General features: G+C 39.3%; 26 protein-coding genes and 1 rRNA gene. 9 read left to right on the forward strand and 18 right to left on the reverse strand.

The genetic code is table 11. The annotated features are described in order from the left end of the window. Positions 1 to 74 (reverse strand): 16S ribosomal RNA (locus M3166_RS14935); the annotation flags it as partial. A gap of 344 nt (positions 75 to 418) precedes the next feature. Then, the gene (locus M3166_RS14940; RefSeq protein WP_251690665.1) at positions 419 to 1,312 is read right to left on the reverse strand and encodes a nucleotidyltransferase-like protein; all 894 of its coding nucleotides are present in this window, start codon (positions 1,310 to 1,312) and stop codon (positions 419 to 421) included. Between the two features lie 292 nt (positions 1,313 to 1,604). Here M3166_RS14940 and M3166_RS14945 point away from each other — a divergent pair, with 292 nt between their 5' ends. Then, complete coding sequence (locus M3166_RS14945; RefSeq protein ID WP_251690666.1) at positions 1,605 to 1,946, forward strand: YgzB family protein; 342 nt, start codon at positions 1,605 to 1,607, stop codon at positions 1,944 to 1,946. 91 nt (positions 1,947 to 2,037) lie between these two features. Here the strand turns inward: M3166_RS14945 and perR are convergent, their stop codons facing one another. The 3 genes from perR to bcp form a co-directional block, all read right to left on the reverse strand. After that, positions 2,038 to 2,484, reverse strand: a complete 447-nt coding sequence (gene perR, locus M3166_RS14950; RefSeq protein WP_079523609.1) for a peroxide-responsive transcriptional repressor PerR — start codon at positions 2,482 to 2,484, stop codon at positions 2,038 to 2,040. 176 nt (positions 2,485 to 2,660) lie between these two features. Then, on the reverse strand, positions 2,661 to 3,608 hold the full coding sequence (locus tag M3166_RS14955) for a D-2-hydroxyacid dehydrogenase (protein WP_251690667.1): 948 nt from the start codon (positions 3,606 to 3,608) through the stop codon (positions 2,661 to 2,663). A 23-nt stretch (positions 3,609 to 3,631) separates the two neighbouring features. Further along, the gene (gene bcp, locus M3166_RS14960) at positions 3,632 to 4,099 is read right to left on the reverse strand and encodes a thioredoxin-dependent thiol peroxidase (protein WP_251690668.1); all 468 of its coding nucleotides are present in this window, start codon (positions 4,097 to 4,099) and stop codon (positions 3,632 to 3,634) included. Between the two features lie 133 nt (positions 4,100 to 4,232). Here bcp and M3166_RS14965 point away from each other — a divergent pair, with 133 nt between their 5' ends. Both M3166_RS14965 and M3166_RS14970 read left to right on the forward strand, forming a co-directional pair. After that, positions 4,233 to 5,519, forward strand: coding sequence for a glutamate-1-semialdehyde 2,1-aminomutase (locus M3166_RS14965; protein ID WP_251690669.1), 1,287 nt, complete (start codon positions 4,233 to 4,235; stop codon positions 5,517 to 5,519). Positions 5,520 to 5,588: 69 nt separating this feature from the next. Then, complete coding sequence (locus tag M3166_RS14970; RefSeq protein WP_008405739.1) at positions 5,589 to 6,683, forward strand: FUSC family protein; 1,095 nt, start codon at positions 5,589 to 5,591, stop codon at positions 6,681 to 6,683. Positions 6,684 to 6,720: 37 nt separating this feature from the next. On the opposite strand, the gene nikC is transcribed toward M3166_RS14970, so the two are convergent. The 9 genes from nikC to mutY all read right to left on the reverse strand — a co-directional run bounded on the left by nikC (position 6,721) and on the right by mutY (position 16,614). Next, positions 6,721 to 7,611: a nickel transporter permease gene (gene nikC / locus M3166_RS14975; RefSeq protein ID WP_251690670.1), complete on the reverse strand. Its 891-nt coding sequence runs from the start codon at positions 7,609 to 7,611 to the stop codon at positions 6,721 to 6,723. Positions 7,612 to 7,627: 16 nt separating this feature from the next. Continuing rightward, on the reverse strand, positions 7,628 to 8,632 hold the full coding sequence (locus tag M3166_RS14980; protein WP_251690671.1) for an ABC transporter permease: 1,005 nt from the start codon (positions 8,630 to 8,632) through the stop codon (positions 7,628 to 7,630). 83 nt (positions 8,633 to 8,715) lie between these two features. Next, the gene (locus M3166_RS14985) at positions 8,716 to 10,359 is read right to left on the reverse strand and encodes an ABC transporter substrate-binding protein (protein WP_251690672.1); all 1,644 of its coding nucleotides are present in this window, start codon (positions 10,357 to 10,359) and stop codon (positions 8,716 to 8,718) included. 32 nt (positions 10,360 to 10,391) lie between these two features. Then, complete coding sequence (locus tag M3166_RS14990; protein ID WP_251690673.1) at positions 10,392 to 11,369, reverse strand: ABC transporter ATP-binding protein; 978 nt, start codon at positions 11,367 to 11,369, stop codon at positions 10,392 to 10,394. Next, positions 11,344 to 12,363 carry an ABC transporter ATP-binding protein gene (locus M3166_RS14995; protein ID WP_079523618.1) on the reverse strand — a complete coding sequence of 340 codons (1,020 nt, stop codon included), beginning with the start codon at positions 12,361 to 12,363 and terminating at the stop codon, positions 11,344 to 11,346. Before M3166_RS14995 ends, M3166_RS14990 begins: the two co-directional genes overlap by 26 nt. A gap of 151 nt (positions 12,364 to 12,514) precedes the next feature. Further along, positions 12,515 to 14,239, reverse strand: coding sequence for an ABC transporter ATP-binding protein (locus M3166_RS15000; protein ID WP_251690827.1), 1,725 nt, complete (start codon positions 14,237 to 14,239; stop codon positions 12,515 to 12,517). 151 nt (positions 14,240 to 14,390) lie between these two features. Next, complete coding sequence (ntdP, locus tag M3166_RS15005; protein WP_251690674.1) at positions 14,391 to 14,939, reverse strand: nucleoside tri-diphosphate phosphatase; 549 nt, start codon at positions 14,937 to 14,939, stop codon at positions 14,391 to 14,393. Between the two features lie 258 nt (positions 14,940 to 15,197). Next, on the reverse strand, positions 15,198 to 15,509 hold the full coding sequence (locus tag M3166_RS15010; RefSeq protein WP_251690675.1) for a hypothetical protein: 312 nt from the start codon (positions 15,507 to 15,509) through the stop codon (positions 15,198 to 15,200). Between the two features lie 46 nt (positions 15,510 to 15,555). Then, entirely contained in the window at positions 15,556 to 16,614 is a 1,059-nt protein-coding gene (mutY, locus tag M3166_RS15015; protein WP_251690676.1) for an A/G-specific adenine glycosylase, read from the reverse strand. A 114-nt stretch (positions 16,615 to 16,728) separates the two neighbouring features. Between mutY and M3166_RS15020 the strand changes: the two genes are divergently transcribed. Then, on the forward strand, positions 16,729 to 17,718 hold the full coding sequence (locus M3166_RS15020) for a metal-dependent hydrolase (RefSeq protein ID WP_251690677.1): 990 nt from the start codon (positions 16,729 to 16,731) through the stop codon (positions 17,716 to 17,718). An 81-nt stretch (positions 17,719 to 17,799) separates the two neighbouring features. On the opposite strand, the gene M3166_RS15025 is transcribed toward M3166_RS15020, so the two are convergent. The 3 genes from M3166_RS15025 to recX are packed head-to-tail and all read right to left on the reverse strand — an operon-like array spanning position 17,800 to position 19,208. After that, positions 17,800 to 18,069: a YfhJ family protein gene (locus M3166_RS15025; protein WP_251690678.1), complete on the reverse strand. Its 270-nt coding sequence runs from the start codon at positions 18,067 to 18,069 to the stop codon at positions 17,800 to 17,802. 1 nt (position 18,070) lies between these two features. Then, positions 18,071 to 18,400 (reverse strand): YfhH family protein, encoded by a 330-nt coding sequence (locus M3166_RS15030; RefSeq protein ID WP_251690679.1) that lies wholly within the window; start codon positions 18,398 to 18,400, stop codon positions 18,071 to 18,073. Continuing rightward, positions 18,393 to 19,208 (reverse strand): recombination regulator RecX, encoded by an 816-nt coding sequence (gene recX, locus M3166_RS15035; protein WP_251690680.1) that lies wholly within the window; start codon positions 19,206 to 19,208, stop codon positions 18,393 to 18,395. Before recX ends, M3166_RS15030 begins: the two co-directional genes overlap by 8 nt. A 109-nt stretch (positions 19,209 to 19,317) precedes the next feature. Between recX and M3166_RS15040 the strand changes: the two genes are divergently transcribed. The 5 genes from M3166_RS15040 to M3166_RS15060 all read left to right on the forward strand — a co-directional run bounded on the left by M3166_RS15040 (position 19,318) and on the right by M3166_RS15060 (position 23,415). Continuing rightward, on the forward strand, positions 19,318 to 20,217 hold the full coding sequence (locus M3166_RS15040) for a TIGR01777 family oxidoreductase (RefSeq protein ID WP_251690828.1): 900 nt from the start codon (positions 19,318 to 19,320) through the stop codon (positions 20,215 to 20,217). 48 nt (positions 20,218 to 20,265) lie between these two features. Further along, positions 20,266 to 21,057 carry a polysaccharide deacetylase family protein gene (locus tag M3166_RS15045; RefSeq protein WP_251690681.1) on the forward strand — a complete coding sequence of 264 codons (792 nt, stop codon included), beginning with the start codon at positions 20,266 to 20,268 and terminating at the stop codon, positions 21,055 to 21,057. A gap of 131 nt (positions 21,058 to 21,188) precedes the next feature. Beyond that, a complete protein-coding gene (gene rlmD / locus M3166_RS15050; protein ID WP_251690829.1) occupies positions 21,189 to 22,550 on the forward strand; it encodes a 23S rRNA (uracil(1939)-C(5))-methyltransferase RlmD in 1,362 nt (453 codons plus the stop codon). Between the two features lie 113 nt (positions 22,551 to 22,663). After that, on the forward strand, positions 22,664 to 23,059 hold the full coding sequence (locus M3166_RS15055; RefSeq protein WP_251690682.1) for a VOC family protein: 396 nt from the start codon (positions 22,664 to 22,666) through the stop codon (positions 23,057 to 23,059). Between the two features lie 119 nt (positions 23,060 to 23,178). Continuing rightward, a complete protein-coding gene (locus M3166_RS15060) occupies positions 23,179 to 23,415 on the forward strand; it encodes a carboxypeptidase (protein ID WP_251690683.1) in 237 nt (78 codons plus the stop codon). 16 nt (positions 23,416 to 23,431) lie between these two features. Here M3166_RS15060 and M3166_RS15065 read toward each other — a convergent pair whose 3' ends face one another. After that, positions 23,432 to 24,592 carry an MFS transporter gene (locus tag M3166_RS15065; RefSeq protein WP_251690684.1) on the reverse strand — a complete coding sequence of 387 codons (1,161 nt, stop codon included), beginning with the start codon at positions 24,590 to 24,592 and terminating at the stop codon, positions 23,432 to 23,434. Between the last annotated feature and the right edge of the window lie 260 nt (positions 24,593 to 24,852).

The raw sequence follows: 24,852 nt of genomic DNA on the forward strand, positions 1-24,852 counted from the left end.
AATTTCCGCTCGACTTGCATGTATTAGGCACGCCGCCAGCGTTCGTCCTGAGCCAGGATCAAACTCTCCATAAAAGTAGTTTGAAAGCTCATTTGCTTTGCTAGCGATCCAACTTCGTTAGAAGTTGGAATCTATTGTTTGCTTCATTTAAGAAGCTTGTTTCATTAACGTTGCTTGTTCAGTTTTCAAGGTTCATTTTGTTTCGTTGTCGTTTTAGCGACTTCTCTAATTTAACATCTCTGTTTCTTTTTGTCAACAACTTTTTTGAAAAAGTTTTTTGAAAGAAATTCGAGAAAGTAATTTAGTTTTTTTCAAGTACGTCTTAGCGACATTTAATATATTACAATACTTTCAATGTTTTCGTCAACACTTTTTTAAAAATAATTTCAGAGCGTTTATAAACGCTCTGCTTAATATACTATAACCCATACTCAGATTCAATATAAAGTCTGTCTACATAATAGTTCCTGTGGAATATCACTTCGTTTTTAGCAATAACAGTATCCACCAGAATTAACTCTTTTTCAATTAAGTATTCAACAAACACTTCCAAGTCTACAGAGTAATAACTCAGCTCAGGATGATCATGCAATTGCTGAATCGTCCATGAAGGTTGTGCAAGCATTGTTTCCAAAATATGTTGCGCCCCATCCGTAGTTCTGGAATTGATTAAAAACTCACCGGCTAAAAACAATAACTCCAGACGCTTCTCAAGACTTTCGTTACTCATAATCAATTCTTCATATAATTTATAAATTGCTGGATCATTACGTTTTACCTGAGCCCAAACAGTCACTTCAGGATAATGCCCACTATCGATAATCGATAATCTTCCTAAATGATGCAATGAAGCAACTACATGATTGTACGCATCTAAAAAATGACCATCTTCAAATAATTCTTTTCCTTCTTTATAACGACGGATTAACTTGGCAAACTGGATACCTGTTTTTAATTTACGACCGAAGAATGGGAACTCTTGTAATTCAGAACGTAGTTTATATAGAAACTCATTGCGGTCAAACATAATTTTACCGTGGAAAAGCCAATCAACCAACCGCTTATTCGAACCAATGAAAATCCATTTACGTAACCGTTCCTCCGTTAAAATATGCATCACCATTTTCGCTTCACCATATGAATAGTGTTTCGAATAAATAGGCTTATCACTTTCTTTTACAATAATTAAAAGAACCGAATCAAATGTATCGGTCATATTCTCAGCACCTTCACGCTTGTTTATCAATATTACTCCGAGCGTTTCCGGCTGACTTGCACGTTCCTGATAAATCGGTCTCAAAATATGTTCCATTGTTATCCCCCTATAAAGTTTACCTTCTATATAATGTCATTGTAGATGCTATAAGATAAATTAACTAGTATTACATTGATAAACTTTCAGCCATGATGAAAGTCCATCATTTCCTTAAAACAAATAATAGAAATCCCGTTATTTTTTCTTTCGCCATTCATTTATAAAAACCCTTCATTTCAACATTTTTAAATAGTATTAAGGGATATATACAAGCCGCCTAATTCTTTCCTGTCTACTAATTTATATCCAATTTATGTTATAGTATATTTTAGATTAGGAGGCAATTGAAATGAAAAAATATAATAGTAAAATTAATAAGATCCGCTCTTTTGCATTATCCCTTATTTTCATCGGCTTCGTTATTATGTATGGTGCAATCTTTTTCAAAAATAATCAAATACTTGTATTAATCTTCATGACAATTGGACTTCTTTGCATCATCGGCAGTACAGCTGTATACGGCTGGATAGGATTGTTGTCTACAAAGGCTGTGCAAGTCGTCTGTCCGGAATGCGGGAAATGGACAAAGATTTTAGGTCGTGTGGATATTTGCATGTATTGCAATGAACCGCTTACTTTAGATCCTGCATTGGAAGGAAAAGAATTCAATCAAGAGTACAATAAAAATTAATTGTTAGACAGTACTGGAGTAAAGGTGATTAAACTTTTGCTCCAGTTTTTTATATAAAAAAACCTAGCAACAACCGTTACTAGGTTAAATATTATTGAACTTTTGTTGCACCGACTGCTACACAGTCAGGACATGTACCATAGACTTCTAAACGGTGCGAATTAACTTGAAAGCCTGTTACTTGCGAAGCAAACTGCTCCACTTCATTTAATCCGGGATAGTGGAAGTCTACAATTTTACCGCAGCCATCACAGATCATGTGATAATGGTCGCCCGTTACGAAATCAAAACGACTCGCTGCATCCCCATAAGTAAGCTCTTTTACTAAGCCTACTTCACGAAAGACACGTAAATTATTATAAACTGTTGCTACACTCATATTAGGAAACTTATCGCAAAGCGCCTTGTATATATCATCAGCTGTTGGGTGAATCATACTTTGAATTAAATATTCCAAAATCGCATGACGCTGAGGAGTAATTCGTACACCAGTAGTCTTTAACGTGTCCAGCGCATCCTTTAAATGCAATTCAGACATCGTCATGCACCCCTTTTCATACATATTATTAATTTGTAATCGTTATAATTAGTGTAGCGAATTTGTCCATGCGTTGTCAACAATTGCTTATTCCAATTGAATTAAAAGTATTGGGTAGAAAAGCTAATTGAAAATGAAAGCGATTAAAGGCTTATTCTTTCATATAGCATTCTCAATTAGTACCCTCTAAGAATATCCATTTTATTTTCTAAGTCACGTTCCCCATTGAGCCATTTTTCCAGACTTGGTTTGAAAATATCCAGACTGCGCTCTACATAACGTGATGAATGACTCGAAAAATGTGGTGATAATGTAACATTGTTCAAGTCCCATAGCAGGCTGTCTGCCGGTAATGGCTCGATCTCATAGACATCCAATACGGCATGCTCTATCAGCTCGTCTTGTAAAACGCCGACAAGAGTATCCGTTTCCACTAAGTCACCTCTTCCGAAATTCATAAAGATGGCTGAACTCTTCATCAGTTCAAAATGCTCGCGAGTCAGCATATGCTTCGTTTCCTTAGTAGACGGCAGCATCGAAAGAACAATATCTGCTTTCGGTAACTGCTCTTTTAAATCATCCAGCTTATATGTTTCATTCATATACGGCGCTTCGTTGCCTGAGCGATTGCAGCCAATTGTATGCACATCAAATGCCTGCAAAATACGTCCTACTTCTCCGCCGATTGCACCCGGACCGATAATCAATGCCGTACTTCCATTTAGCTCTGTCGGACGCGCCTTTTTATTCCATTCTTTCTTCTGTTGCTGCTCATAAATAAACGGTAATACACGTTTCAATGATAAAATATGAGCTAAAATCGATTCAGTCATCGGCTTCTTATGTATCCCGCGAACATTCGAAACGAGTATATTACGTTTCGCGATCGCTTCTGCCGGCATCTTCTCGATTCCTGCAGATGCAACGAAAATCCATTGCAATTTGTCTGCATGCTGTAAATGTTCTTCCTTTAAATCTTCCCCATAAGTTACTAAAATTTCGGATTGTGCAAGTTTCTCCACATCCAACTTCTTATCAAATAAAAAATCTACCTGAGGAAACTGTGCTAAAAGCGGCTGTTTTAAATCTTCGCGTGGTTCAAATGTAAAATAAATCGTTACCATTGTCATTCCCCTTTGCGCACCTATTAATTCGTGCGATTTTTTAAATAGTTTAACACATCTTCAATATGATTTTTCACCCGTACTTTGCGCCACTCCTTTTCAACGATTCCCTCTTCATTAATTAAAAACGTTGAACGCTCAATACCCATATACTCTTTTCCGAAGTTTTTCTTCAATGTCCATACACCATATTTCTCAGCAACTTCATGATTCTCATCCACTAATAATGAAAACGGCAATCCGTGCTTTTCAATAAACTTTGTATGCTTCGCTGCATCATCCAAACTTACACCTAAAATTACAGCATTCAAATCTGAAAAATCTTCATATTTATCGCGGAAGTCGCAAGCCTGTGTTGTACAGCCAGGTGTTAAATCTTTTGGATAAAAATAAAGAATAACGTTTTTGCCTTTATACTCTTCCAGCGAAATCATTTTCCCCTCTTCGTTTTGCAATTCAAATACTGGTGCTTTTAAATTTTCTAATGTCATGTCTATTCCTCCAAAATTTTCTTCTATGATACAAAACAATGCCCGATGCTTCAATTTCTTTGGCGTTCCCTTTCATTACATACTACAATAGATATGAAATCATTTCATGTAACCTATTTTGGAGGAATAAATTATGAATCATACTAAATCTGAACAGCTTCATGCAGAAGCACTCGAACATATCGTTGGCGGGGTAAATAGTCCATCCCGTTCTTATAAAGCAGTAGGCGGCGGTGCACCTGTTGTCATGGTCCGCGGTAAAGGAGCATACTTTTGGGATGTGGACGGTAATCGCTACATCGATTATTTAGCAGCCTATGGACCGATTGTTACGGGGCATGGTCATCCGCATATCGCAAAAGCCATTGCACATGCAGCAGAAACAGGGGTATTATTCGGTACACCGACAGAGCATGAAATCAAATTCGCAAAAATGTTAAAAGAAGCTATTCCTACATTGGATAAAGTACGTTTTAACAACTCAGGTACAGAAGCCGTGATGACATGTGTACGTGTGGCACGCGCATTTACAGGCCGCACAAAAATCATTAAATTCGCCGGCTGCTATCACGGTCACTTCGACCAAGTACTTGTTGCCGCGGGATCAGGTCCTGCAACATTAGGTTCACCTGACTCTGCCGGTGTTCCTCATGCTGTCGCAACAGAAGTAATTACCGTTCCTTTTAACAATAATGAAGAATTTACATTAGCGATGGAAAAATGGGGCAATGATGTTGCAGGGATTTTAATCGAGCCAATCGTCGGCAACTTCGGAATTGTAGAACCTCACAAAGGATTTTTGGAACATGTACATGCATTGGCAAAAGAGTATGGTGCATTAACAATTCACGATGAAGTCATTACAGCTTTCCGTTTCCACTACGGTGCAGCGCATACAATGCTTGGCTTAACTCCGGATTTAGTCGCAATGGGGAAAGTAATCGGCGGCGGTCTGCCAATCGGTGCATACGGTGGTCGTAAAGAAGTAATGGAAACAGTCGCTCCACTTGGCCCTGCATATCAGGCTGGTACGATGGCCGGTAACCCTGCAAGTATGCAAGCAGGTATTGCATGTCTAGAAGTGTTGCAGCAACCGGGGATTTATGAAGAGATGGATCGCTTAGGTGCTCTTCTTGAAGAAGGTATTTTAGCCGCTGCAAAAAAACATAATGTGACGATTACACTAAACCGTTTAAAAGGCGCATTCGCTGTTTACTTTACTGATGTCAAAGTGGAAAACTATGAGCAGGCGGAAAATACGGACGGTGAAAAGTTCGGTCGCTTCTTTAAATTAATGTTATCCCAAGGCATCAACTTAGCCCCTTCAAAATATGAAGCATGGTTCTTAACGACAGAACATACAGAAGCAGACGTGAAAGAAACGTTAAAAGCAGTAGATTACGCATTTTCTCAACTATAATAACAACTGCCGCTATACATTTTATAGCGGCTTCTCTTCATTGACTCCCTCAGAAAGGAGGAAAAGAACATGAAACTAGGTGCACGCGTTTTAAAAACGGGTGTTGCAATTGTTTTCGCCTTATTTTTAGCTCAAATACTGAATGTACCCTCACCTGTGTTTGCTGCAATTGCTGCTGTATTCGCAATCCAGCCTTCTATTTACCGCTCTTATCTTACAATTTTAGAGCAAATACAGGGTAATATAATCGGCGCTACCATTGCTGTCCTATTCGGTCTCATTTTCGGTCATCATATCGTGGCTGTCGGTATTGCCGCTATTGTCGTCCTTGGCATTATGATGAAGCTAAAGCTCGAAAAATCCGTTTCACTGGCACTCGTAACGATGATTGCCATTATGGAAGTACCGGGCGATGATTTTCTGATGTTTGGTTTAATCCGATTTAGTACTGTGATGCTGGGTGTTTTTGCTGCTTTCGTTGTCAATATGTTATTTGTACCGCCTAAATACGAAATAAAATTATTTAAAATGATTAACTCTGTCCAGGATGATATCATTCGCTGGACACGTTTAGCCGTTCGCCAGGCTAGTGAACATACTTCAACGAAAATGGCTGTAAGTAAATTGCAGTCCCGACTAAATGAAATTGATACAATGTATGGTTTTTTCAAAGAAGAACGCAGTTATTTCAAAAACCGGAAGTATGTGAAAGCCCGAAAACTGGTTATTTACCGCCAAATGTTATTAACTTCGAAAAAAAGCTATGAGTTGCTCGTTCGTCTGCATAAACATGAAAATGAGCTCGGGAAGTTACCAAGTAAATTCCAAGTAATTATTCAAGAACGTTTAGATTTCTTGCTAACCTACCACGAACAACTGTTATTGAAATATACCGGGAAGCTGAGGCCAGAACATTCAAAATGGACACGTCACGAGGAATATTTGCAAGGCAGTGAGCTAATGGAGCAGTTTATCAAACAGATCGCCCTTGCTCAGGAAGAGGCGGCAGAAGATGAGCAGTTTTCAAGCTACCATCTGCTTTATATTTTATCGCGGATATTAGATTACGAGGAAAACCTGGAGCATCTTGATACGTTGATCGTTTCTTATCGCAGCTTCCATAGTGAAGAAAAAAACCTCGACTTGGAATCAGAGTTCTACTAAATAAAAAGAAGGTGTGCATTTTTCGCACACCTTCTTTTTAACTTTTCATCTTCGGATCAAGTGCATCCCGCAATCCGTCGCCCATAAGGTTAAAGCCGATTACAGTCAGCATAATCGCAAGTCCCGGGAAAATCATTGCCCATGGTGCGTTTAGTAAAAACATCCGCGCATCTGCGAGCATTTTCCCCCACTCAGGCTGTGGCGCTTCTGCACCAAGTCCTAAAAACCCTAGCGCTGCCGCTTCGATAATCGCTGTCGCAATCGCCAGTGTCCCCTGTACGATTACCGGAGTCATTGAGTTCGGCAAAATATGCTTCCATAATATCCGGGAGTTTTTCATACCGATTGCTCTAGCAGCATGAATATACTCTTCTTCTTTAATACTTAGAACCCGCGACCGAATCAGTCGGCCAAAGTTCGGTATATTAATAACCGCAATGGCAATTAATGCGTTTTGCAATGATGGTCCTAAAATCGATACAATGGCGATCGCCAATAAAATACTTGGAAACGCAAGCATAATATCAAAAATTCGCGAAATAATCGTATCAACCCAACGTCCATAGTACCCTGCAATAATCCCTAAAAAACTGCCGGCAACTGCAGAGATTAACACGGCCGATAAACCAACCGTTAACGAGATGCGTGCCCCATGTAAAATTCGCGAAAATATGTCGCGACCCAGATCATCTGTTCCAAACCAGAAATCAGCAGATGGAGGCTGCAGACGCATACTTAAATTTTGCTCGTTTATACCTTGTGGTGCAAATAAAGGGCCGAGTATTGCCAGAAGCACAAAGAATAACACAATTGCACTGCCGAACAGCGCAGACTTACTTTTCTTGAAATTCGTCCACGCCTCTTGCCACGGTCCTTTTACTCGTTCTTCTTCAATTCGCTGAACTTTATTTTGTATAACTTCAGCCATGCTATGCGCCTCCTCTCTAGTTGTATTTAATGCGCGAATCAATCACTGTATATAAAAGGTCAACAATCAAGTTAATCATTACGAATAAAAAGGCAACAATTAATATACCTGACTGGATGACAGGATAATCACGGAATCCTATCGCTTCGTATATATAGCGTCCAATTCCCGGCCAACTAAATATCGTTTCCGTTAAGATCGCACCGCCTAAAAGCATACCCGTTTGTAAACCGACTACTGTCAAAACAGGAATCAACGCATTTTTCAATGCATGCTTATAAACAACAACGAACATTTTCTGACCTTTTGCCCGCGCTGTACGAACAAAATCCGAACGCATTACTTCCAACATAGAGGCTCTTGTCATACGTGCAATGATCGCCGTCGGAATCGTTGCGAGTGCAATGCCAGGTAAAAATAAGTGCTTTAACACTACAATAAATTGATCAAACCGGCCTTGCCATAATGTATCAATTAAGTAAAAGTGAGTAATTGCCGTAACCGGATCCCGCACTTCTTCCCGTCCCGATGTCGGCAACCAGCCCAGCTGAATACCGAATGCCCATTGCTCCATTAAACCTAACCAGAAAATCGGCATCGAAACACCAATTAAAGCAATCACCATCGCTAAGTAATCAAACCATGAATTTTGAAACCACGCCGAAACAATCCCTGCATTTACCCCAACGATAATTGCAATAATCATCGCGAAAAATGCCAGTTCAAATGTAGCTGCTAAATAAGGCCACATTTCAGAAGAAATCGGCTGCCTTGTTCTTAATGACTCCCCCAAATCTCCCGTTACAATCCCTTTTAAGTAATCGAAATATTGAATATACCACGGATTATCTAGGCCAAGTTTCAAGCGAAGTGCCGCGATTGCATCTGCAGTAGCTTGCTGTCCTAAAATGACTTGTGCTGGATCACCGGGAATGGCACGAATAATTAGAAATACTAAAAAGGTCATCCCAAGTAATACAGGTATTAGATGCAGTAGACGTTTGCCAATGTAGTGAAGCATGCTCTTCACCCCTTTTATGAATGTATGTTTCTACTAGTTGAAAAAAGGAGAGGAATATTCCTCCCCTTTCACTTAACTTTCTATTACTCCATTGAAACGTTATGCAATTTATCAGAGCCTGTTGGGTGTGGCAAGAACCCATTCACACCTGCTTTTGCTGCAAGTAATGGTGTAGAGTGTGCAAGCGGAACCCATGGAGCGTCGTCATGAATGATTTCCTGAGCTTTTTTGTATAATTCATTACGCACATTTTCATCTGTTTCAGACTGTGCCTGAATTAATAAACTATGAACTTCTTCATTAGTATAGTACGCATAGTTATTTGAACCGATATTGTCTTTGTCTAACAATGTGTAGATGAAGTTGTCTGCATCTCCATTATCACCAGTCCAGCCAAGCATGAATGCATCTGCTTCACCGTTTTTCGCTTTTTCTAAATATGTTGCCCATTCAAATGTTACGATTTTCGATGGGATTCCAACATCTTCTAAGTTTTTCTGAATAACTTCCGCCACTTTCGCTCCGTCCGGCATATAAGGACGAGGTACCGGCATTGCCCATAACTCAATTTCTTTTCCGTCATAGCCAGCTTCAGCTAATAATGATTTCGCTTTTTCTGGATCATAAGGGTATGGAGAAATTGCATCATTGTAACCGCTAATTGATGATGGCATCGGGTTTGCCGCCACTTCTGCACGTCCTTCAAAGAACGCATCAACAATCGCCTGTTTATCGATTGCATAGTTTACTGCTTGACGTACCAATTTGTTATCAAACGGTGCGCGTGTATTCGTTAAACCTAAATAGCCAATGTTCATTGATGGACGTTCAATCAGTTGTAACGTCGAATCACCTTCTACTGTTTTACCGTCTGAAGGGTTAATACCATCCGCTAAATCGATATTGCCTGCCATTAATTCATTTAAACGAGCAGAGTTATCCGGAATTGAACGGAAGATAACTTTATCTAATTTCGGGAAACCTTCTTGCCAGTAGTCCTCAAATTTCTCAATCGTGATTGAGTCATTACGTTTCCATTCTGTGAATTTAAATGGACCTGTACCTACAGGGTTATCGCCGAATTTATCGCCTGCTGCTTCAAATGCAGTTGGTGAACCAATTCCGAACGGGCTCATTGCCAAGTTTTTAAGGAATGGTGCCTGCGGACGAGAAAGTGTGAATACAACTGTGTAATCTCCTTCTGCCGTTACATCTTTAATAATATCTTCGCCCTCTGCTTTAAACATAGAGTTGAAATAGTAGAAATCTTCCTCTTTTCCACCTTTCCAGCGATTGATATTCTTAATTACCGCTTCTGCATTGAAGTCTGTACCGTCATGGAACTTTACACCTTCTTGAAGTTGGAATGTGTAAGTTAAACCATCTTCACTTACTTCCCATTCTTTTGCTAGTCCAGGGTTGATCGTTGTATCTTGTTCCCCGAAGTTTAGTAATGTTTCAAATAGGTTTTGTGTTACTTTGAATGATTCGCCATCTGTTACGATACCTGGATCAAGTGATACAGAATCTGCTCCACGGCCAAATACTAATACTTGAGGTGTTGAAGAACTTGAATTGTCTGTCGTACTGCTGTCTGTATTTGAACTTGAATCGTTGCTTGGTTCTGATGATGACGTTTCTGCATCGTCAGCACCACAAGCAGCTAAAAATAATGACATTATTAATAGCATCATAAGACTTACTAAATACAATTTACCTTTCCTCAATAAAAAAACCCCCTAGACTTTTTAATCTATTATCATTGTGGCGTTTCATATAAATGACACGCCACAGAATGACCTGGTTTAACTTGCTGGAGCATCGGAATTACTTGCTTGCACTTATCCATCGCAAAAGGACAGCGTGTATGGAATGTGCATCCTGTCGGCGGGTTTGACGGGCTCGGTATATCACCTTTCAGCAATAGCTGTTCCCTCTCAAACTGCGGATCTGGAATTGGTACAGCCGATAATAGCGCCTGTGTATAAGGATGTAATGGCTCATGATATAACGATTCGCTTTCCGCAATTTCGACAAGCCTGCCTAAGTACATCACGCCTACCCGGTCACTAATATGTCGCACAACCCCTAAATCATGGGCAATAAATATATATGTTAGTTTCAAATCTTCCTGCAACCGCTGCATTAAATTTAAAACTTGTGCTTGAATGGATACATCCAGTGCAGATACCGGTTCATCTGCAATAATCAATTTCGGATTTGTCATTAAGGCTCTGGCGATACCGATTCGCTGTCTTTGTCCGCCGCTAAACTGATGAGGATAGCGTTTTGCATGATAGGAGCTTAAACCGACGATTTCCAAGTATTCATGTACTTTCTTTTTGCGTTCCTTTGCATTTCCAATCCCGTGTACAATCAACGGTTCCTCTAATATTTTTTCAACCGTATGTCTTGGATTTAATGAGGCATACGGATCCTGAAACACCATTTGAATCTCTCTCCGGACTTTTCGCATTTGTTCGTTATTTAACTTTGTGAGCTCTACGCCATCAAATGTCACCTGGCCTTCTGTTGGTTCATGCAATCGCATAATTGCCCGGCCCGTAGTAGATTTCCCGCAACCGGATTCTCCGACAATGCCTAATGTTTCCCCTTCATAAAGCTCAAACGAAACGTCATCTACAGCCTTCACATCACCGACATGACGTGCAAACATCCCATGCCTGATCGGAAAATATTTTTTCAGATTGTCAACTTTCAGCAGCACTTTCGACATGTGTAACTCCCCCTTCTTCCATATCCAATAAGAAGCATCTTGCTTTATGTGTACCGGACGATTCATATAGCGGAGGATTATTTGTTAAACAACGATCGAATGCATATTCACAACGTGCTGCAAAACGGCAGCCTTCCAAAATGGAACCTGGTTTCGGGACATTTCCAGGAATCGAATAAAGCGTATCCTTTTTATAACGCATATCCGGAACTGACTGGATAAGCCCTTTCGTATAAGGATGCTGCGGGTTTCTAAATATTTCATTAACTGGTGCCTCTTCTACGATTTGCCCCGCATACATAACAATGACGCGCTCACAAGTTTCTGCAACAACACCTAAATCATGTGTGATGAGTAAAACAGCAGTATTCAGCCGTTCATTTAAATCCCGCATTAACTTTAAAATTTGGGCTTGGATTGTTACATCGAGGGCTGTTGTCGGTTCATCGGCAATAAGCACTTTCGGATTGCATACAAGAGCCATCGCTATCATTACACGTTGCCGCATTCCGCCCGACAGCTGGTGTGGATAGTCTTTCAGCAACTGTTCCGCGCGCGGCAAACCTACCAGCTTCATGATTTCCACCGCCCGGGCACTCGCTTCTTTTTTCGACCATTTCGGATGATGGATTCGAATCGCTTCGATTAATTGATTTCCGATCGTAAACAACGGATTCAGCGAAGTCATCGGCTCCTGAAATATCATTGCGATTTCATTGCCTCGAATTTTGCGCATTTGCTTATCTGAAAGCTTTGAAATATCTTGCCCTTTCAATAAAATTTCTCCATTTGTAATTTTTCCGGGAGGACTCGGTACGAGGCCCATAATAGAGAGGGAAGTAACACTTTTACCACAGCCGGACTCCCCTACGATGGCGAGAATTTCCCCTTCATGAATTGAAAAGCTTATTCGATCGACAGCTGCAACCTTTCCACTGTCTGAAAAAAATGTCGTTTCTAACTCTCTCACTTCAAGCACAGCTTTTCGACTCATTTAACCACCCCAATATTCTGAAGATTAAAAGTATTTGAAAATATGATATTATAACATCTAGTAATTTACAACATTATCGTAAAAAAATGTAATTTTAAATATACATAAAAAAAGTGACCATGCTGATTTATTTCAACATAGTCACTTAATTTTAATCTAATTTTTGTACTTGGAATAAGTTATAATATGCTCCTTGTTGCTCCATTAGTCGTTGATGATTGCCGGATTCTATAACTTCTCCGTGTTCAATAACGATAATGTTGTCAGCGTGGGTAATTGTAGACAGGCGGTGAGCAATAATGATCGTCGTCCGCTCATGTGCTAAACGGTCAAGCGAGTCTTGAATTAGTGCTTCACTTTCCAGATCGAGTGCAGAAGTCGCCTCATCCAATACTAGAATTGGCGGATTTTTTAGAAATACTCGTGCAATTGCTACACGCTGCTTCTGCCCGCCTGAAAGTTTGACACCACGTTCTCCTACTTTCGTGTCATAACCTTCTGGTAATCCCATAATAAAGTCATGGGCATTCGCCGCTTTGGCAGCAGCAACTATTTCCTCATCTGTCGCATGCGGATTTCCCATTAAAATATTCTGCTTCACTGAATCACTAAACAAAATATTATCCTGTAATACTATCCCGATTTGCGAGCGTAATGATTCAATCGTAACATCTTTAACGTTTTGATCATCAATTTTTACCGCTCCCTCCGTCACATCATAGAAGCGCGGAATCAAACTGACGATTGTTGATTTCCCCCCGCCGCTCATACCTACAAAGGCAACAGTTTGTCCAGGTTCAATCGTGAAATCAACTTCATTTAAAATCGTGTTTCCATCTTTATCATACTTGAATGTAACATGATCAAATTGAAGCTTCCCTTTTGCTGCGGGTAACACCATTGCGTTAGGCTTGTCTTGAACTTCATATTTCTCATCCATCAGTTCAAACATTCGGTCCATTGAGGCAATTGACTGAGTCAATGTTGTCGATGAACTCACCAAACGACGAAGCGGACCATACAAGCGTTCAATATAAGCATAAAATGCGACTAGTACACCGATGGATAAGTCACCTTGTAAAAACTGATAACCTGCAAAGCCAATCACGATCAGCGGTGCCATATCCGTAATGGTATTAACGACAGCAAAAGATTTTGCATTCCAGCGTGAATGGTCCAGCGCTTTATTAAGAAACTCCCCATTCGTTTCATCGAAAATCTTCTGTTCATGCTTTTCCAATGTAAAACTTTTAATAATGCTCATACCGGCAACACGCTCATGTAAATAACTTTGAACGCCTGCCAAAGCCTGTGAGCGTTCCTTCGTTAAGCTACGAAGTCTCCCGAAGAAATACTTTACACTAAATGCGTAAAAAGGTAGTGCTATAAGCGACACAAGCGTCAACTTTACATCCATTGCAAACATAACACCGATTACGATTAAAATAGTGGCCAAATCGAGCCATAAGTTCATTAATCCGGTCATAACAAAGTTTTTCGTCTGCTCAACATCATTGATGACTCGCGAAATTACTTCTCCGGCCCGCGTATTCGCATAATACTTTAAGCTTAACTTTTGTAAGTGGCCATACAATTCCTTACGAATATCAAATAGAATATTGTTACTCAAGTTTTGCGCAAAGTATTGGCGGTAATATTCGATTGGTGGTCGAATAACAAAAAACAATACGAGTGCAATACCGATCCATGTAAATAATTGGCTTGTTTTTTCTTCTGTAGACATACCATCCTTTAGTAATATATCATCGATAATTATTTGCAGGAGCCATGGTAAAAATAACGGAATCGCAAATTTAAGTATGCCGATTACGATCGTTAAAAATAAAAGCATTTTATACGGCTTGACGAACCGCATATAACGTTTAATACTATCCAATGCAAAAAACACTTCCCCTCAGAAATTTTGCAACAGCAATTATCATATCATAATTCCCCATTAAGCATTTACACATGTACTTTACCCAAAAGAAAAACACAAGCAACCTAAAAAGTTACTTGTGTCTCATCTACTCTTTATTTGCCTGAATTTCACTCAATAAGATATACCGATTTGTCCAAGACTCTATGAAGTCCGGAGCGAATGGTCCACGACGTTGTTCAATCCAGCTTACCAATGTTTTTACATTCCGCTGTAAAATTTTATCTATGACTTCGGGGTAGTTCATTTCCAACCTGTGCTGCTCATATTCATCTTCATCCAATAATGCATGACTCATATCAGGAAACACTTTTACGTCCAAATCATAGTCAATATATTTTAAGCAGTTGTTATCAAACACAAACGGTGAACTGATGTTGCAATAGTAATACACCCCGTCATCCCGCAACATACAAATAATATTGAACCAATGCTCTGCATGAAAGTAACAAATCGAGGGCTCACGTGTCAGCCAGGTGCGACCGTCTGATTCAGTAACAAGTGTTTTTTCATTTGCACCGATAATAATATTTTTTGTTGCTTTTAATACCATCGTTTCTTGCCAGACACGGTGGATATTACCATTGTGCTTATAACTATGTATTTGGATTTTTTCTCCTTCAACCGGTAATGCCATCATAAAGCCCACCTTTTCGTCTTAGCTAAAAATTCTAGCAGTCTTTATTGTATTATAACAATGCTTTGGCAAAACTTGTAGTTCGAATGCAATTATTTTCAATTTTGCGTGAAAATTATTGCGAATCCTTAATAGTTGCACATATTAAAACAAAGTATCAATAAGTTCAGCTTCTTATATGATTTCCCTGCTCTTTCTTTTTAAAACAAAAAAGATGTTCTGAAAGTTTGCACTTTCAGAACATCTTTCTGCACTTCATTAGAAGTTGTTGTTGTTACGCTTCGCGAATTGTGCGTTACGTTGCTCTTGTTCGCGTTGCTGTTTTTGGTTTTGTTGTTGAACTTCGTTGAAGTTTTGGTCTTGACCAAATTCTTCAAGGTTGTTGTTTTGGCGATTATTTTGTTTTTGATTTTGGTTTTGGTTTTGGTTTTGCTGGTTGAACTCGTTGAAGTTTAGTTCTTGACCAAACTCTTCAAAGTTGTTTTGTTGGTTGTTGCGTTGGTTTTGGTTTTGTTGATTATTACGGTTTTGCTGATTATTACGGTTTTGGTTTTGTTCATTGCGACTCATCTTGTATCACCTCCATGACCTTTATTGTGGTCTGGTGATAAAAGAATTATGCATTTATTTTTTCCCAGATTTTTAACATCGGCACAGGCATCGGTAATTTAGCAATTTGCTCTTTTGTAAAGAAAGCCATATTTTCCTGTTTGCCATTCACTTCAGCTACATCGACTAAATAGCTGTCAATATGCCATTTCAAATGTGAAAACACATGTTTGAAACTTAAAATCGGTTCTTTAAAATTGTGCTCCAAAGTTACGTTATATTGTTTTTCCACTTTGGTTAAACTATTTTCATCTGACTGGCGTTCAATCATAATAAACTGCCACATATTTGCGAGCAGACCATCTTCAGGACGCTTCTCCATTAAAAAACGACCTTCTTTATCACGAATAATATAAACATCATATTCAATATTTTTTGTTTTCAGCTTTTTGGATTTAACCGGTAAGCTGGATGGGTCTCCTTCATGGAATGCTGTGCAATAATCACGCACTGGACATAATAAGCATTTCGGTGAAGTCGGTGTACAAATTAATGCTCCAAGCTCCATCAGTCCTTGATTGAACGCAGAGGTATTTTCTGGATCAATTAGCTCCGTTACCGCTTGTTCAAAAATTTTCTTTGTTTTCGGCAAAGCGATATCAGCATCTATATTTAATACACGACTTAGTACACGCATAACATTTCCATCTACAGCATGCTCCGGCTTTCCGTAAGCAATACTTAATATTGCTCCTGCTGTATATGGTCCAACACCTTTCAGCTTTGAAATGTCAACGCGGTTATCCGGTACTTTTCCACCGTACACTTCGACTACTTCCCGTACACCTGCTTGTAAATTACGGACACGGGAATAATAACCTAAACCTTCCCACATTTTAAGCAACTCTTCTTCCGGGGAATAGGCTAAACTTTCCGCTGTAGGGTATTTTTCTATAAAACGGTTGTAGTATGGGATGACTGTATCAACTCTTGTTTGCTGCAGCATTACTTCAGACACCCATATTTGATACGGTTCTTTCGTCCGACGCCAAGGCAAATCTCGTTGTTCTTCCAAAAACCATTGTACTAAAGCCTGGCGAAATTGTTTTGTATATGGATAGTTCACATTGTCCTCCAAAAATTCGATTTTATTTCCTTCAAAAAGGGTATATTATAATGTGGATACTATTGCTAAATTTTTCCGTTCTCGAACGGTTTTAAGATCGAGGGGTTGATACATTTGGATTCAGGCACACATTTCGTCATGGGGATTGCTATCGGAGGCCTAGCACTTGTAGACCCGACTGTCGCAAGTCATTCCATGACCTTTACGGCTGTAATGGCTGGAACGATTATCGGACAACAGGCACCGGATATTGATACGGTTTTAAAACTTCGTAATAATGCGGTTTATATACGACATCACCGAGGGATTACACATTCAATACCTGCCGTTTTACTATGGCCTCTATTAATAACAGGTGTACTCGCTCTTATTTTACCTGATGTCCATCTATTCAATGTTTGGCTATGGACACAGATCGCCGTATTCTTACATGTGTTTGTAGATATTTTCAATGCATACGGCACACAGGCATTGCGCCCGTTTTCAAAAAAGTGGGTTGCACTCGGTGTTATTAATACATTTGATCCAATTATATTCACCATGCACTGTATCGGTATTTTACTTTGGTTATTAGGGACAGAACCTGTCCTCACATTTACGGTCATGTACATTATTATTTTCTTCTATTATATTTTACGTTTTGCTCTTCAAAAGGCGGTTAAAACTGCTGTTCATCATGAACTGCAGGACGAAGAATTTGTAATTGTTGCTCCGACAATGCGTTTTTTCCATTGGAAAGTTGCCGCAAAATCTAAAACGCACTTTTATGTTGGTCGTGCCTATCGCCGATCCGTCAATATTTACGATAAGTTCGAAATTGAGCCTATCCCAAAAACGGAGCTCGTTGAAAAAGCGATGAAAGATCCAAACTTAGATGCTTTTTTATCATTTTCACCACTTTACCGGTGGGAAATTTCAGAGCTTGAAAGCGGCGTAACAGAACTGCGTTTAATCGATTTACGATACCGCAGTAACGATCGCTATCCTTTCGTTGCAGTCGCCCATTTAGATGACGAGCTTAACATTGTCAATTCTTATACCGGCTGGATTTTCACAGAAGAAAAATTGCAGAAACGACTGCAAATAGGAGCCGGCAATGACTGAATAAAAGACGGAAAACCACCAGCCACAACTGGTGGTTTTATGTTGCAATCAGCAAAGAAGCTACACAATTGCTGAATGGTTTTAATTCAACGTATCATCACTGTCATTTAAAAGTTGCGCATATTTCGGGTTTTGTGCCGCAAATAAGTGAAGCTTATCCCCATAGCTTTCAATCAACTGGCTCACTAATTTAGATGTATATTCCGCGCCGCGGTAATCCGCACCGGCTTTGGCAGAAGTCGACTCGAAATCACTGCATAATAATTCCACCCATGTACGTGCACGACCTGCCGGTAATTTAGGATTTTTCGCTAATAATTGTTCTGTTAATCTTTGATATAATTCTTCCATGCTACTTCCCTTCTTTCATTGGACGTAATATAGAAACTGGTAATGCTTCTTCAAATCGTTCCGACCCTAATCGGTGTCCCCATGCAAAGCGACCTTTTAAATAATCTACTTGGAAAAATTCACCTGGCGATCCGTTCAAACGATAGATTTCACCCGGAATAATTGTTGAAAGATCAACTAAAAACGCTTCCGCCATCAATGCTTTACGCTCATAGACCGCATACTCATTCACAATCCCCAATTGCTCTGCTTTTCTTGCACGTTCACGTAAGTTTGCAATTTCCTGACGCAATTCCTGTTCAGTCATTGAACTATATGTTAATTCATTCATTTTGTTGTTGCTCCTTCTGTTCAATATATTCATTAATTTTCTCTATTGGAAAGCCCTTTTGATAAAGTGCCTGTTTAACTTTTTGCCGAAGATCAGATCCTGTTAATTTGGCTGCATATTTACGCCAAATTTTATCACCTTGAGCTTCTATTAACTCGGACCATTCATCTTCGTCCCGTTCCAATGTAATCTGGCCGAGTATTTCTTTAACAATCTCATAGGAATAACCTTTACGCAACAGCACATCCTGAATTTTCTGCTTCACTTGTGCCGGAGTTTTTTTTGTATTGGACCGCACGGCTTTTTCCGCTAATTCCATTGCAAGCTTTAACTGTTCCTCATGTTCAAATGTCGCCAATACTTTTTGCTGCAAATTTTTATCAATCCCTTTTTGCATCAGGTCTTGGCGAATAGCAGCCGGCCCTTTTTTTGTCGTACGCTTTCTCGTTTCAAGCAGTGCTTTGGAATAACTTTCATCATTTAAAAAGCCTAAGCCCGTTAATTTATGAATAGCTTCCTGTACAACTGCCTCCCCATGTCCTGCTTTCAGGAGTTTGGATTTCACTTCATGTTCACTACGCATTTGGAAACTTAAAAAGTTTAGCGCTTTGTTAAACGCTTTTGCAATTTCATCTTCATATTGTATTTCATCTATTTCCATCTGCTCAAGTACTTTGCCTTTTTGCAGACCGAACTTAATAAGTGTGCCTTCATCAACGGCAAAAGCATATTTTTCGTTCAAGTATATATTGTAGCGCTCTTGATTGTTTTTTTGACGACCAATTTTTGTAATGATCTGAACTTGCACCGTGTACACCTCACAATAACAATGTACATTCTAGTATACATCTTTTTACTTATAGTTTCATGGAACGGTATACTAATAGGGACAAAAAGAAATAAAGGCGGTGTTTGTTATAAAAGTTGCAATTGCAGGCGGTACAGGAATGGTTGGCAGGAGATTGAGTAAGCTATTACTTGAACATGGTCACGAAGTCATAATTTTGACGCGTGGAGAGCAACAAAATGAAAATAACCTCTACTATGTGCAATGGTTAAACGACGACTCGACACCGAAGCGTTATGTTGAAAATACGGATGCATTTGTAAATTTAGCTGGTGTCTCGCTAAATGAGGGACGATGGACAGATAAGCAAAAACAAAAAATCCTATCAAGCCGTTTGGAATCTACCGATGAAATCATCCGAATTATACAAAACGTGAAGCACAAACCGAGAGTATTCATTAATGCGAGTGCTGTTGGTATTTATCCTGTTTCCGAAACTGCTGTTTATACGGAACAGGCTACCGAAAAAGCAAGTGATTTTTTAGGGAGCGTTGTGGCACAGTGGGAAAATAAAGCAATGCAGGCTCAACAATTAGGCATCCGCACTTGTTTAACCCGTTTTGGCGTAATTTTGGAAAAAGGCGAAGGTGCACTGCCGATGATGATATTACCTTATAAGCTTGGTGTTGGCGGAACAATCGGCTCGGGCAGGCAGTGGCTTAGCTGGATTCATGTAGAAGATGTAGCACGTGCTATACTTTATGCAATTGAAAACGATACATTATCAGGACCGATTAATTTTACAACACCAAATGTAAAACGTATGAAGCAATTTGGGCACTCAATTAGTAAAGCAATGAAGCGTCCACATTGGTTCCCGGTTCCAAGCATTGCTTTAAAGATCGCTCTTGGCGAGAAGAGTATGCTCGTACTGGAAGGTCAGCATGTATTACCCGAAAAATTGTTAAACGCAAATTTTGAATTTAAGTTTGTTTCTGTAGAAGATGCAATTCGGGATCTCTATGAATAAAACAATGCTTTTCACGCAACCTACCTTGTAAAAGGAGGTTGCTTTTCATTGAAAAAACATATTTTAGGGATTAGCTTCGTGTTAGTCGCCACATTTATTTCCTTTATATCTGTATCTGTTGCAAAAGCCGAGGAATTTCATTGGGGCTTCAAGCCAAGCCGGAATGGCGCACCTGTAGAAATAGGAGAACCGCTTGAGTCTATGTTAAGTAAATACGGGGCCATTTATAAGGGCAATGAAGAAAAGAAAATTGTTTACTTAACATTCGATAACGGCTACGAAAACGGCTATACCGAAAGTATTTTAAATACTTTACGGGAAGAAAAAGCTCCAGCCACTTTCTTCTTGACCGGCCATTATTTAACGAGCGCGACCGATTTAGTAAAAACGATGGTTAAAGATGGCCATATTATCGGAAATCACTCATATGGACATCCAAATATGGCACGTTTGTCCGCAAATGAAATGAAGAAAGAATGGAAGCAGTTTGATGACAAATTAAACGAACTGACTGGCGTCAAACGGACTTATTATGCCCGACCGCCGGAAGGTATCTTTAATGAAGAAGTTCTGAAAGTCGGCAATGAAACGGGTTATCGCCATATGTTCTGGTCAATCGCTTTTAAAGACTGGCTGAAAGATGAACGACGCGGCGCAAAATATGCTTATGATGCATTGATGAACCAGCTTCATCCAGGTGCCATTATTTTAATGCATACAGTAGCGCAAGATAATGCTGAAGCGTTACCGCAATTTATTAAGGATGCTAAAGCACAAGGCTACACATTTGGCTCATTGGATGATCTGGTGCTTGAATACGAAAAAATTTCCCCGTATTAGAAAAGTAGCGTTCCTTTCTTTTCATTGTACTTTCCGCTATACTGTACTGATGAAGAAAAGGAAGTGACTCGCACTAAATTTTGGTGCGAGTCACTCTATTTAAAGGACGTGTAAACTTGAGTGAACTAAAAATGGAAGTCGGGCAAAAGTTCCCGTTAACGATAAAACGCCTTGGCATTAATGGTGAAGGTGTCGGTTTTTATAAACGCAATGTCGTATTCGTAAAAGGTGCGATTCCTGGAGAAGAAGTAACAGTAAAATTAACAAAAGTATCACCGAAATTTGCTGAAGCAGAAATTTTGGCAATACGTAAAGCAAGCGAATTCCGTCAAGAAGCACCTTGCCCTGTGTATTCTGAATGCGGTGGCTGTCAATTACAGCATATGACTTATGACGCGCAGTTAATGAATAAGCGTGATATCGTCGTACAAGCATTCGAAAAATACGCTAAAGAAATCGGACAAACAGCTGAAATCCGTCCAACGATCGGAATGGATAATCCGTGGCATTACCGCAACAAATCTCAGTTCCAAGTACGTAAAGAAGGCAAGCGTGTATATGCAGGTCTATTTGCTGAAGGAACAAATCAGCTTTTAAATATTAATGACTGTCTTGTACAGCACCCTGTAACTTCAAAAATTACAGTTGCTGCTCGTAAAATTTTACAAAAGCTAAATATCCCGATCTATGATGGGAAAACTTTAAACGGCTTAGTTCGTACAATTGTTGTTCGTACTGGTATGCGCTCTGGCGAAACACAAGTATGTCTTGTTACAACACGACGCGAACTTCCGCATAAAGAAGAATTGATTGAACGTATTAAAAAAATTGATCCTTCAATCGTTTCTATTACACAAAACGTCAACCGCGAGAAAACATCGTTAATATTTGGTCCAGACACTTATATTTTAGATGGTAAAGACGCGATTCATGAAAAATTGGGCGAATTTGCATTTGATTTATCAACTCGTGCATTTTTCCAGCTTAACCCTGAACAAACAGTACATTTATACAATGAAATTAAAAAAGCTGCGGCACTGACAGGAAAAGAAAATGTTGTCGATGCATACTGCGGTGTTGGTACTATCGGTATGTGGCTGGCAGAAGGTGCCCGTGAAGTGCGCGGTATGGATAATGTCGATGAAGCAATTGCTGATGCGAAGTACAATGCACGTACAAACGATAACCTGCAGCATGTACGTTTCTTCCCAGGCTCTGCAGATAAATGGTTGTTCCGCTGGTCAAAAGAAGATTACCGTCCGGATGTCATTTGTGTAGATCCGCCTCGTACAGGTTTAGAGCCAGGCTTTATTAGAACTGTTTTAAAAATCAAACCAAAGCGCTTCGTCTACACATCTTGTAACCCATCAACACTAGCGCGTGATTTAAAGGAATTATCAAAGGCTTACAACGTTGAATATATTCAACCAGTAGACATGTTCCCTCAAACAGCACAGGTTGAATGTGTTGTGAAACTGACTTTAAAAAAATAGTAAAATCTATGCCTACACAAGAACTTTTGTGTAGGTTTTCTCTTTGGTAAAAACTTGCAAATAGACTCCAATTGACGCAATATTAAATTAAATATATTCTCGGAGGGATCTATTTGGGAAGAATCATTCATTTTGAAATTCATGTTGACGATATGGAACGCGCGAAAAATTTCTATCAAGCTGCTTTTGAATGGCGTTTTGAGGATTATAGTGAATATGCAGGCACGCCGTATTTTGGAGCCATTACTGGTGACGACCAATATCCAGGCATTAATGGTGCTTTAATGCAGCGGCAAGGCCCTTCTCCTGCAGAAGGACAAAGTGTCAATTCCGCAGTATGTACTTTAGGTGTAAGTGATTACGATGAAACCGAAGCGAAAATTTTAGCAAATGGCGGCAAAATAGCTTTGCCTAAATATGCGCTGCCAGGTATGGCTTGGCAAGGATATTTCATCGATACTGAAAATAATATTTTTGGTCTTCATCAACCAGACCCAGAAGCAAAATAATACGAAAGCGACGAACCTTTTATATAGGTTACGTCGCTTTTTTAAGAGAATCATTTTAACAGAACCTCCCCCACTTCTTTACTTTTCATGTAAAATAGAAATCGCCAGGAGGTATTAATATGAAAAACTTTCTATTTGTAGTGATCACTTTTATTATTTCTTATTGGGCGATTTCTTCTTTCGCAGGCTTCATCTTCCCAAGCAATGATGAAAATTCAGCTACTTCAGCAAGCTCACTTCAAGCTGCTGTGACATTTGGTGGTGTAAACTATTTAAATGTGTTCATCTACATAATTTTAGCAATGATTTTAACAGCGATAGTCTTTTTTTCAGTAAAAAGCAGACGTTCCAATTAAGAGAACGTCCGCTTTTTTATATAGCTAATTTTTTCGATTTGCCAAAAAAATGAATGACAACGGCTACTGTCAGAAGCATAAGCGAAATAACAAATAAAAACCCGTTACTCGGGAAAATTTCCAAATATAATCCGCCTAAAAGCGGACCAGTTAAACTGCCTAAACTGAAGAATATACCACAAAGCAAGTTCCCTGTCGGCAACAGCTCTTTCGGAGTCAAATCGGTCATATATGTGATACCGAGCGAGAACATTGAACCTACACACATACCGGCAAAAAAGAATACTGCTGCTACAAACAATTCGGAATGCTCGAAGAAGTTACCTATTAAGAAAAATATGCTTCCGGCAAACAATCCCGAAACAATGACTTTGTGACGACCAATTTTATCGCCTAATGCACCAAGCGGAAATTGCATAACAATCGCTCCGATCGAAAAGCCAGCCAAAATAACGGATACATAAGTTACATCAAAATCTTTTCGTAACGCATATACCGGGAATAAAGCATTTAAGGACGATTCTAAAAATCCATAAACAAAAGGCGGTAAAAAGGCAATCCAGCCGTACTTTATAGCGAGACTATAACGCTTGAAACCCGACTCATTCGCATCTCCTGCCAAAGCTTCCGGTTTTTCGTTTTTCACGAAAAAGATTAACGACCATGCTAATAAACATAATGCCGATGAAATAATAAACGGAAAGCTTTCCGAAATTTTAATTAACGGGACAAACAATGGGCCGACAGCAAAGCCTACACCAAAAGATATGCCGTATATTGACATGCTTTTACCTAGTTTATGTGTAGCTGTTGTTGAAGTAATCCAAGTTTGTGTTGAAAAATGCAGTGCATGATCCCCGATGCCAATTAACAGACGGAGAATAAACCAAAACATGACACTTTTCCATAATGGAAATAAAAACAGTGATATGAAAACGAGTGCCCCACCTAATAAAATAATAGGTTTATAACCATATTTACGTAATGGCTGCTCGATAAATGGCGAGATCAATAATGTACCTATGTATAAACCTGTTGCATTCAGACCATTGAGCGTTGAGGAAACGCCATCCCCTTCAAAAATTACTGAAATCAGAGGTAAAAGCATTCCTTGTGAAAATCCTGAAATTGATACAATAATAACTAAAATAGCAAACCTGCGCTGTTCATAACTCATTTCAATATTCTCCCTTATTTCATACAATTCATCGTATCACAGCTTTTGGGAGAAATAAAAATAAAAATAAACTCAAAAACCCCAGCTAACTTTATCTCTAAAAGTTAACTAGGGTTTTAAATATCACTATATTCCATTTCAATGTTGCGTAAACAGTCGTATCGGCAATTAGCCGTAAATGTTTAAACTTCCTCCTTTTCTCGAGTTTGTCTATACATGTTTTTTCCGACCATCTCCTTCTTATTTAGGTATGAGTTTAC

It is taken from the genome of Solibacillus isronensis, assembly GCF_023715405.1.
In the GTDB taxonomy this organism is placed as follows: domain Bacteria; phylum Bacillota; class Bacilli; order Bacillales_A; family Planococcaceae; genus Solibacillus; species Solibacillus isronensis_B.

Coding starts and splice junctions, on each gene's coding strand:
- M3166_RS15000 (WP_251690827.1), bottom strand. CDS start 14,239: ATGCGGTTCGTCAAGCCGTATAAAATGCTTTTATTTTTAACGATCGTA.
- M3166_RS15065 (WP_251690684.1), bottom strand. CDS start 24,592: ATGAGTTATGAACAGCGCAGGTTTGCTATTTTAGTTATTATTGTATCA.
- M3166_RS14970 (WP_008405739.1), top strand. CDS start 5,589: ATGAAACTAGGTGCACGCGTTTTAAAAACGGGTGTTGCAATTGTTTTC.
- M3166_RS14955 (WP_251690667.1), bottom strand. CDS start 3,608: ATGGTAACGATTTATTTTACATTTGAACCACGCGAAGATTTAAAACAG.
- M3166_RS15030 (WP_251690679.1), bottom strand. CDS start 18,400: ATGAATGAATTAACATATAGTTCAATGACTGAACAGGAATTGCGTCAG.
- rlmD (WP_251690829.1), top strand. CDS start 21,189: ATGGAAGTCGGGCAAAAGTTCCCGTTAACGATAAAACGCCTTGGCATT.
- nikC (WP_251690670.1), bottom strand. CDS start 7,611: ATGGCTGAAGTTATACAAAATAAAGTTCAGCGAATTGAAGAAGAACGA.
- M3166_RS14980 (WP_251690671.1), bottom strand. CDS start 8,632: ATGCTTCACTACATTGGCAAACGTCTACTGCATCTAATACCTGTATTA.
- M3166_RS15025 (WP_251690678.1), bottom strand. CDS start 18,069: ATGGAAGAATTATATCAAAGATTAACAGAACAATTATTAGCGAAAAAT.
- M3166_RS14945 (WP_251690666.1), top strand. CDS start 1,605: ATGAAAAAATATAATAGTAAAATTAATAAGATCCGCTCTTTTGCATTA.
- M3166_RS15060 (WP_251690683.1), top strand. CDS start 23,179: ATGAAAAACTTTCTATTTGTAGTGATCACTTTTATTATTTCTTATTGG.
- M3166_RS14995 (WP_079523618.1), bottom strand. CDS start 12,363: ATGAGTCGAAAAGCTGTGCTTGAAGTGAGAGAGTTAGAAACGACATTT.
- bcp (WP_251690668.1), bottom strand. CDS start 4,099: ATGACATTAGAAAATTTAAAAGCACCAGTATTTGAATTGCAAAACGAA.
- M3166_RS14965 (WP_251690669.1), top strand. CDS start 4,233: ATGAATCATACTAAATCTGAACAGCTTCATGCAGAAGCACTCGAACAT.
- perR (WP_079523609.1), bottom strand. CDS start 2,484: ATGTCTGAATTGCATTTAAAGGATGCGCTGGACACGTTAAAGACTACT.
- ntdP (WP_251690674.1), bottom strand. CDS start 14,939: ATGGCATTACCGGTTGAAGGAGAAAAAATCCAAATACATAGTTATAAG.
- M3166_RS14990 (WP_251690673.1), bottom strand. CDS start 11,369: ATGTCGAAAGTGCTGCTGAAAGTTGACAATCTGAAAAAATATTTTCCG.
- M3166_RS15010 (WP_251690675.1), bottom strand. CDS start 15,509: ATGAGTCGCAATGAACAAAACCAAAACCGTAATAATCAGCAAAACCGT.
- M3166_RS14940 (WP_251690665.1), bottom strand. CDS start 1,312: ATGGAACATATTTTGAGACCGATTTATCAGGAACGTGCAAGTCAGCCG.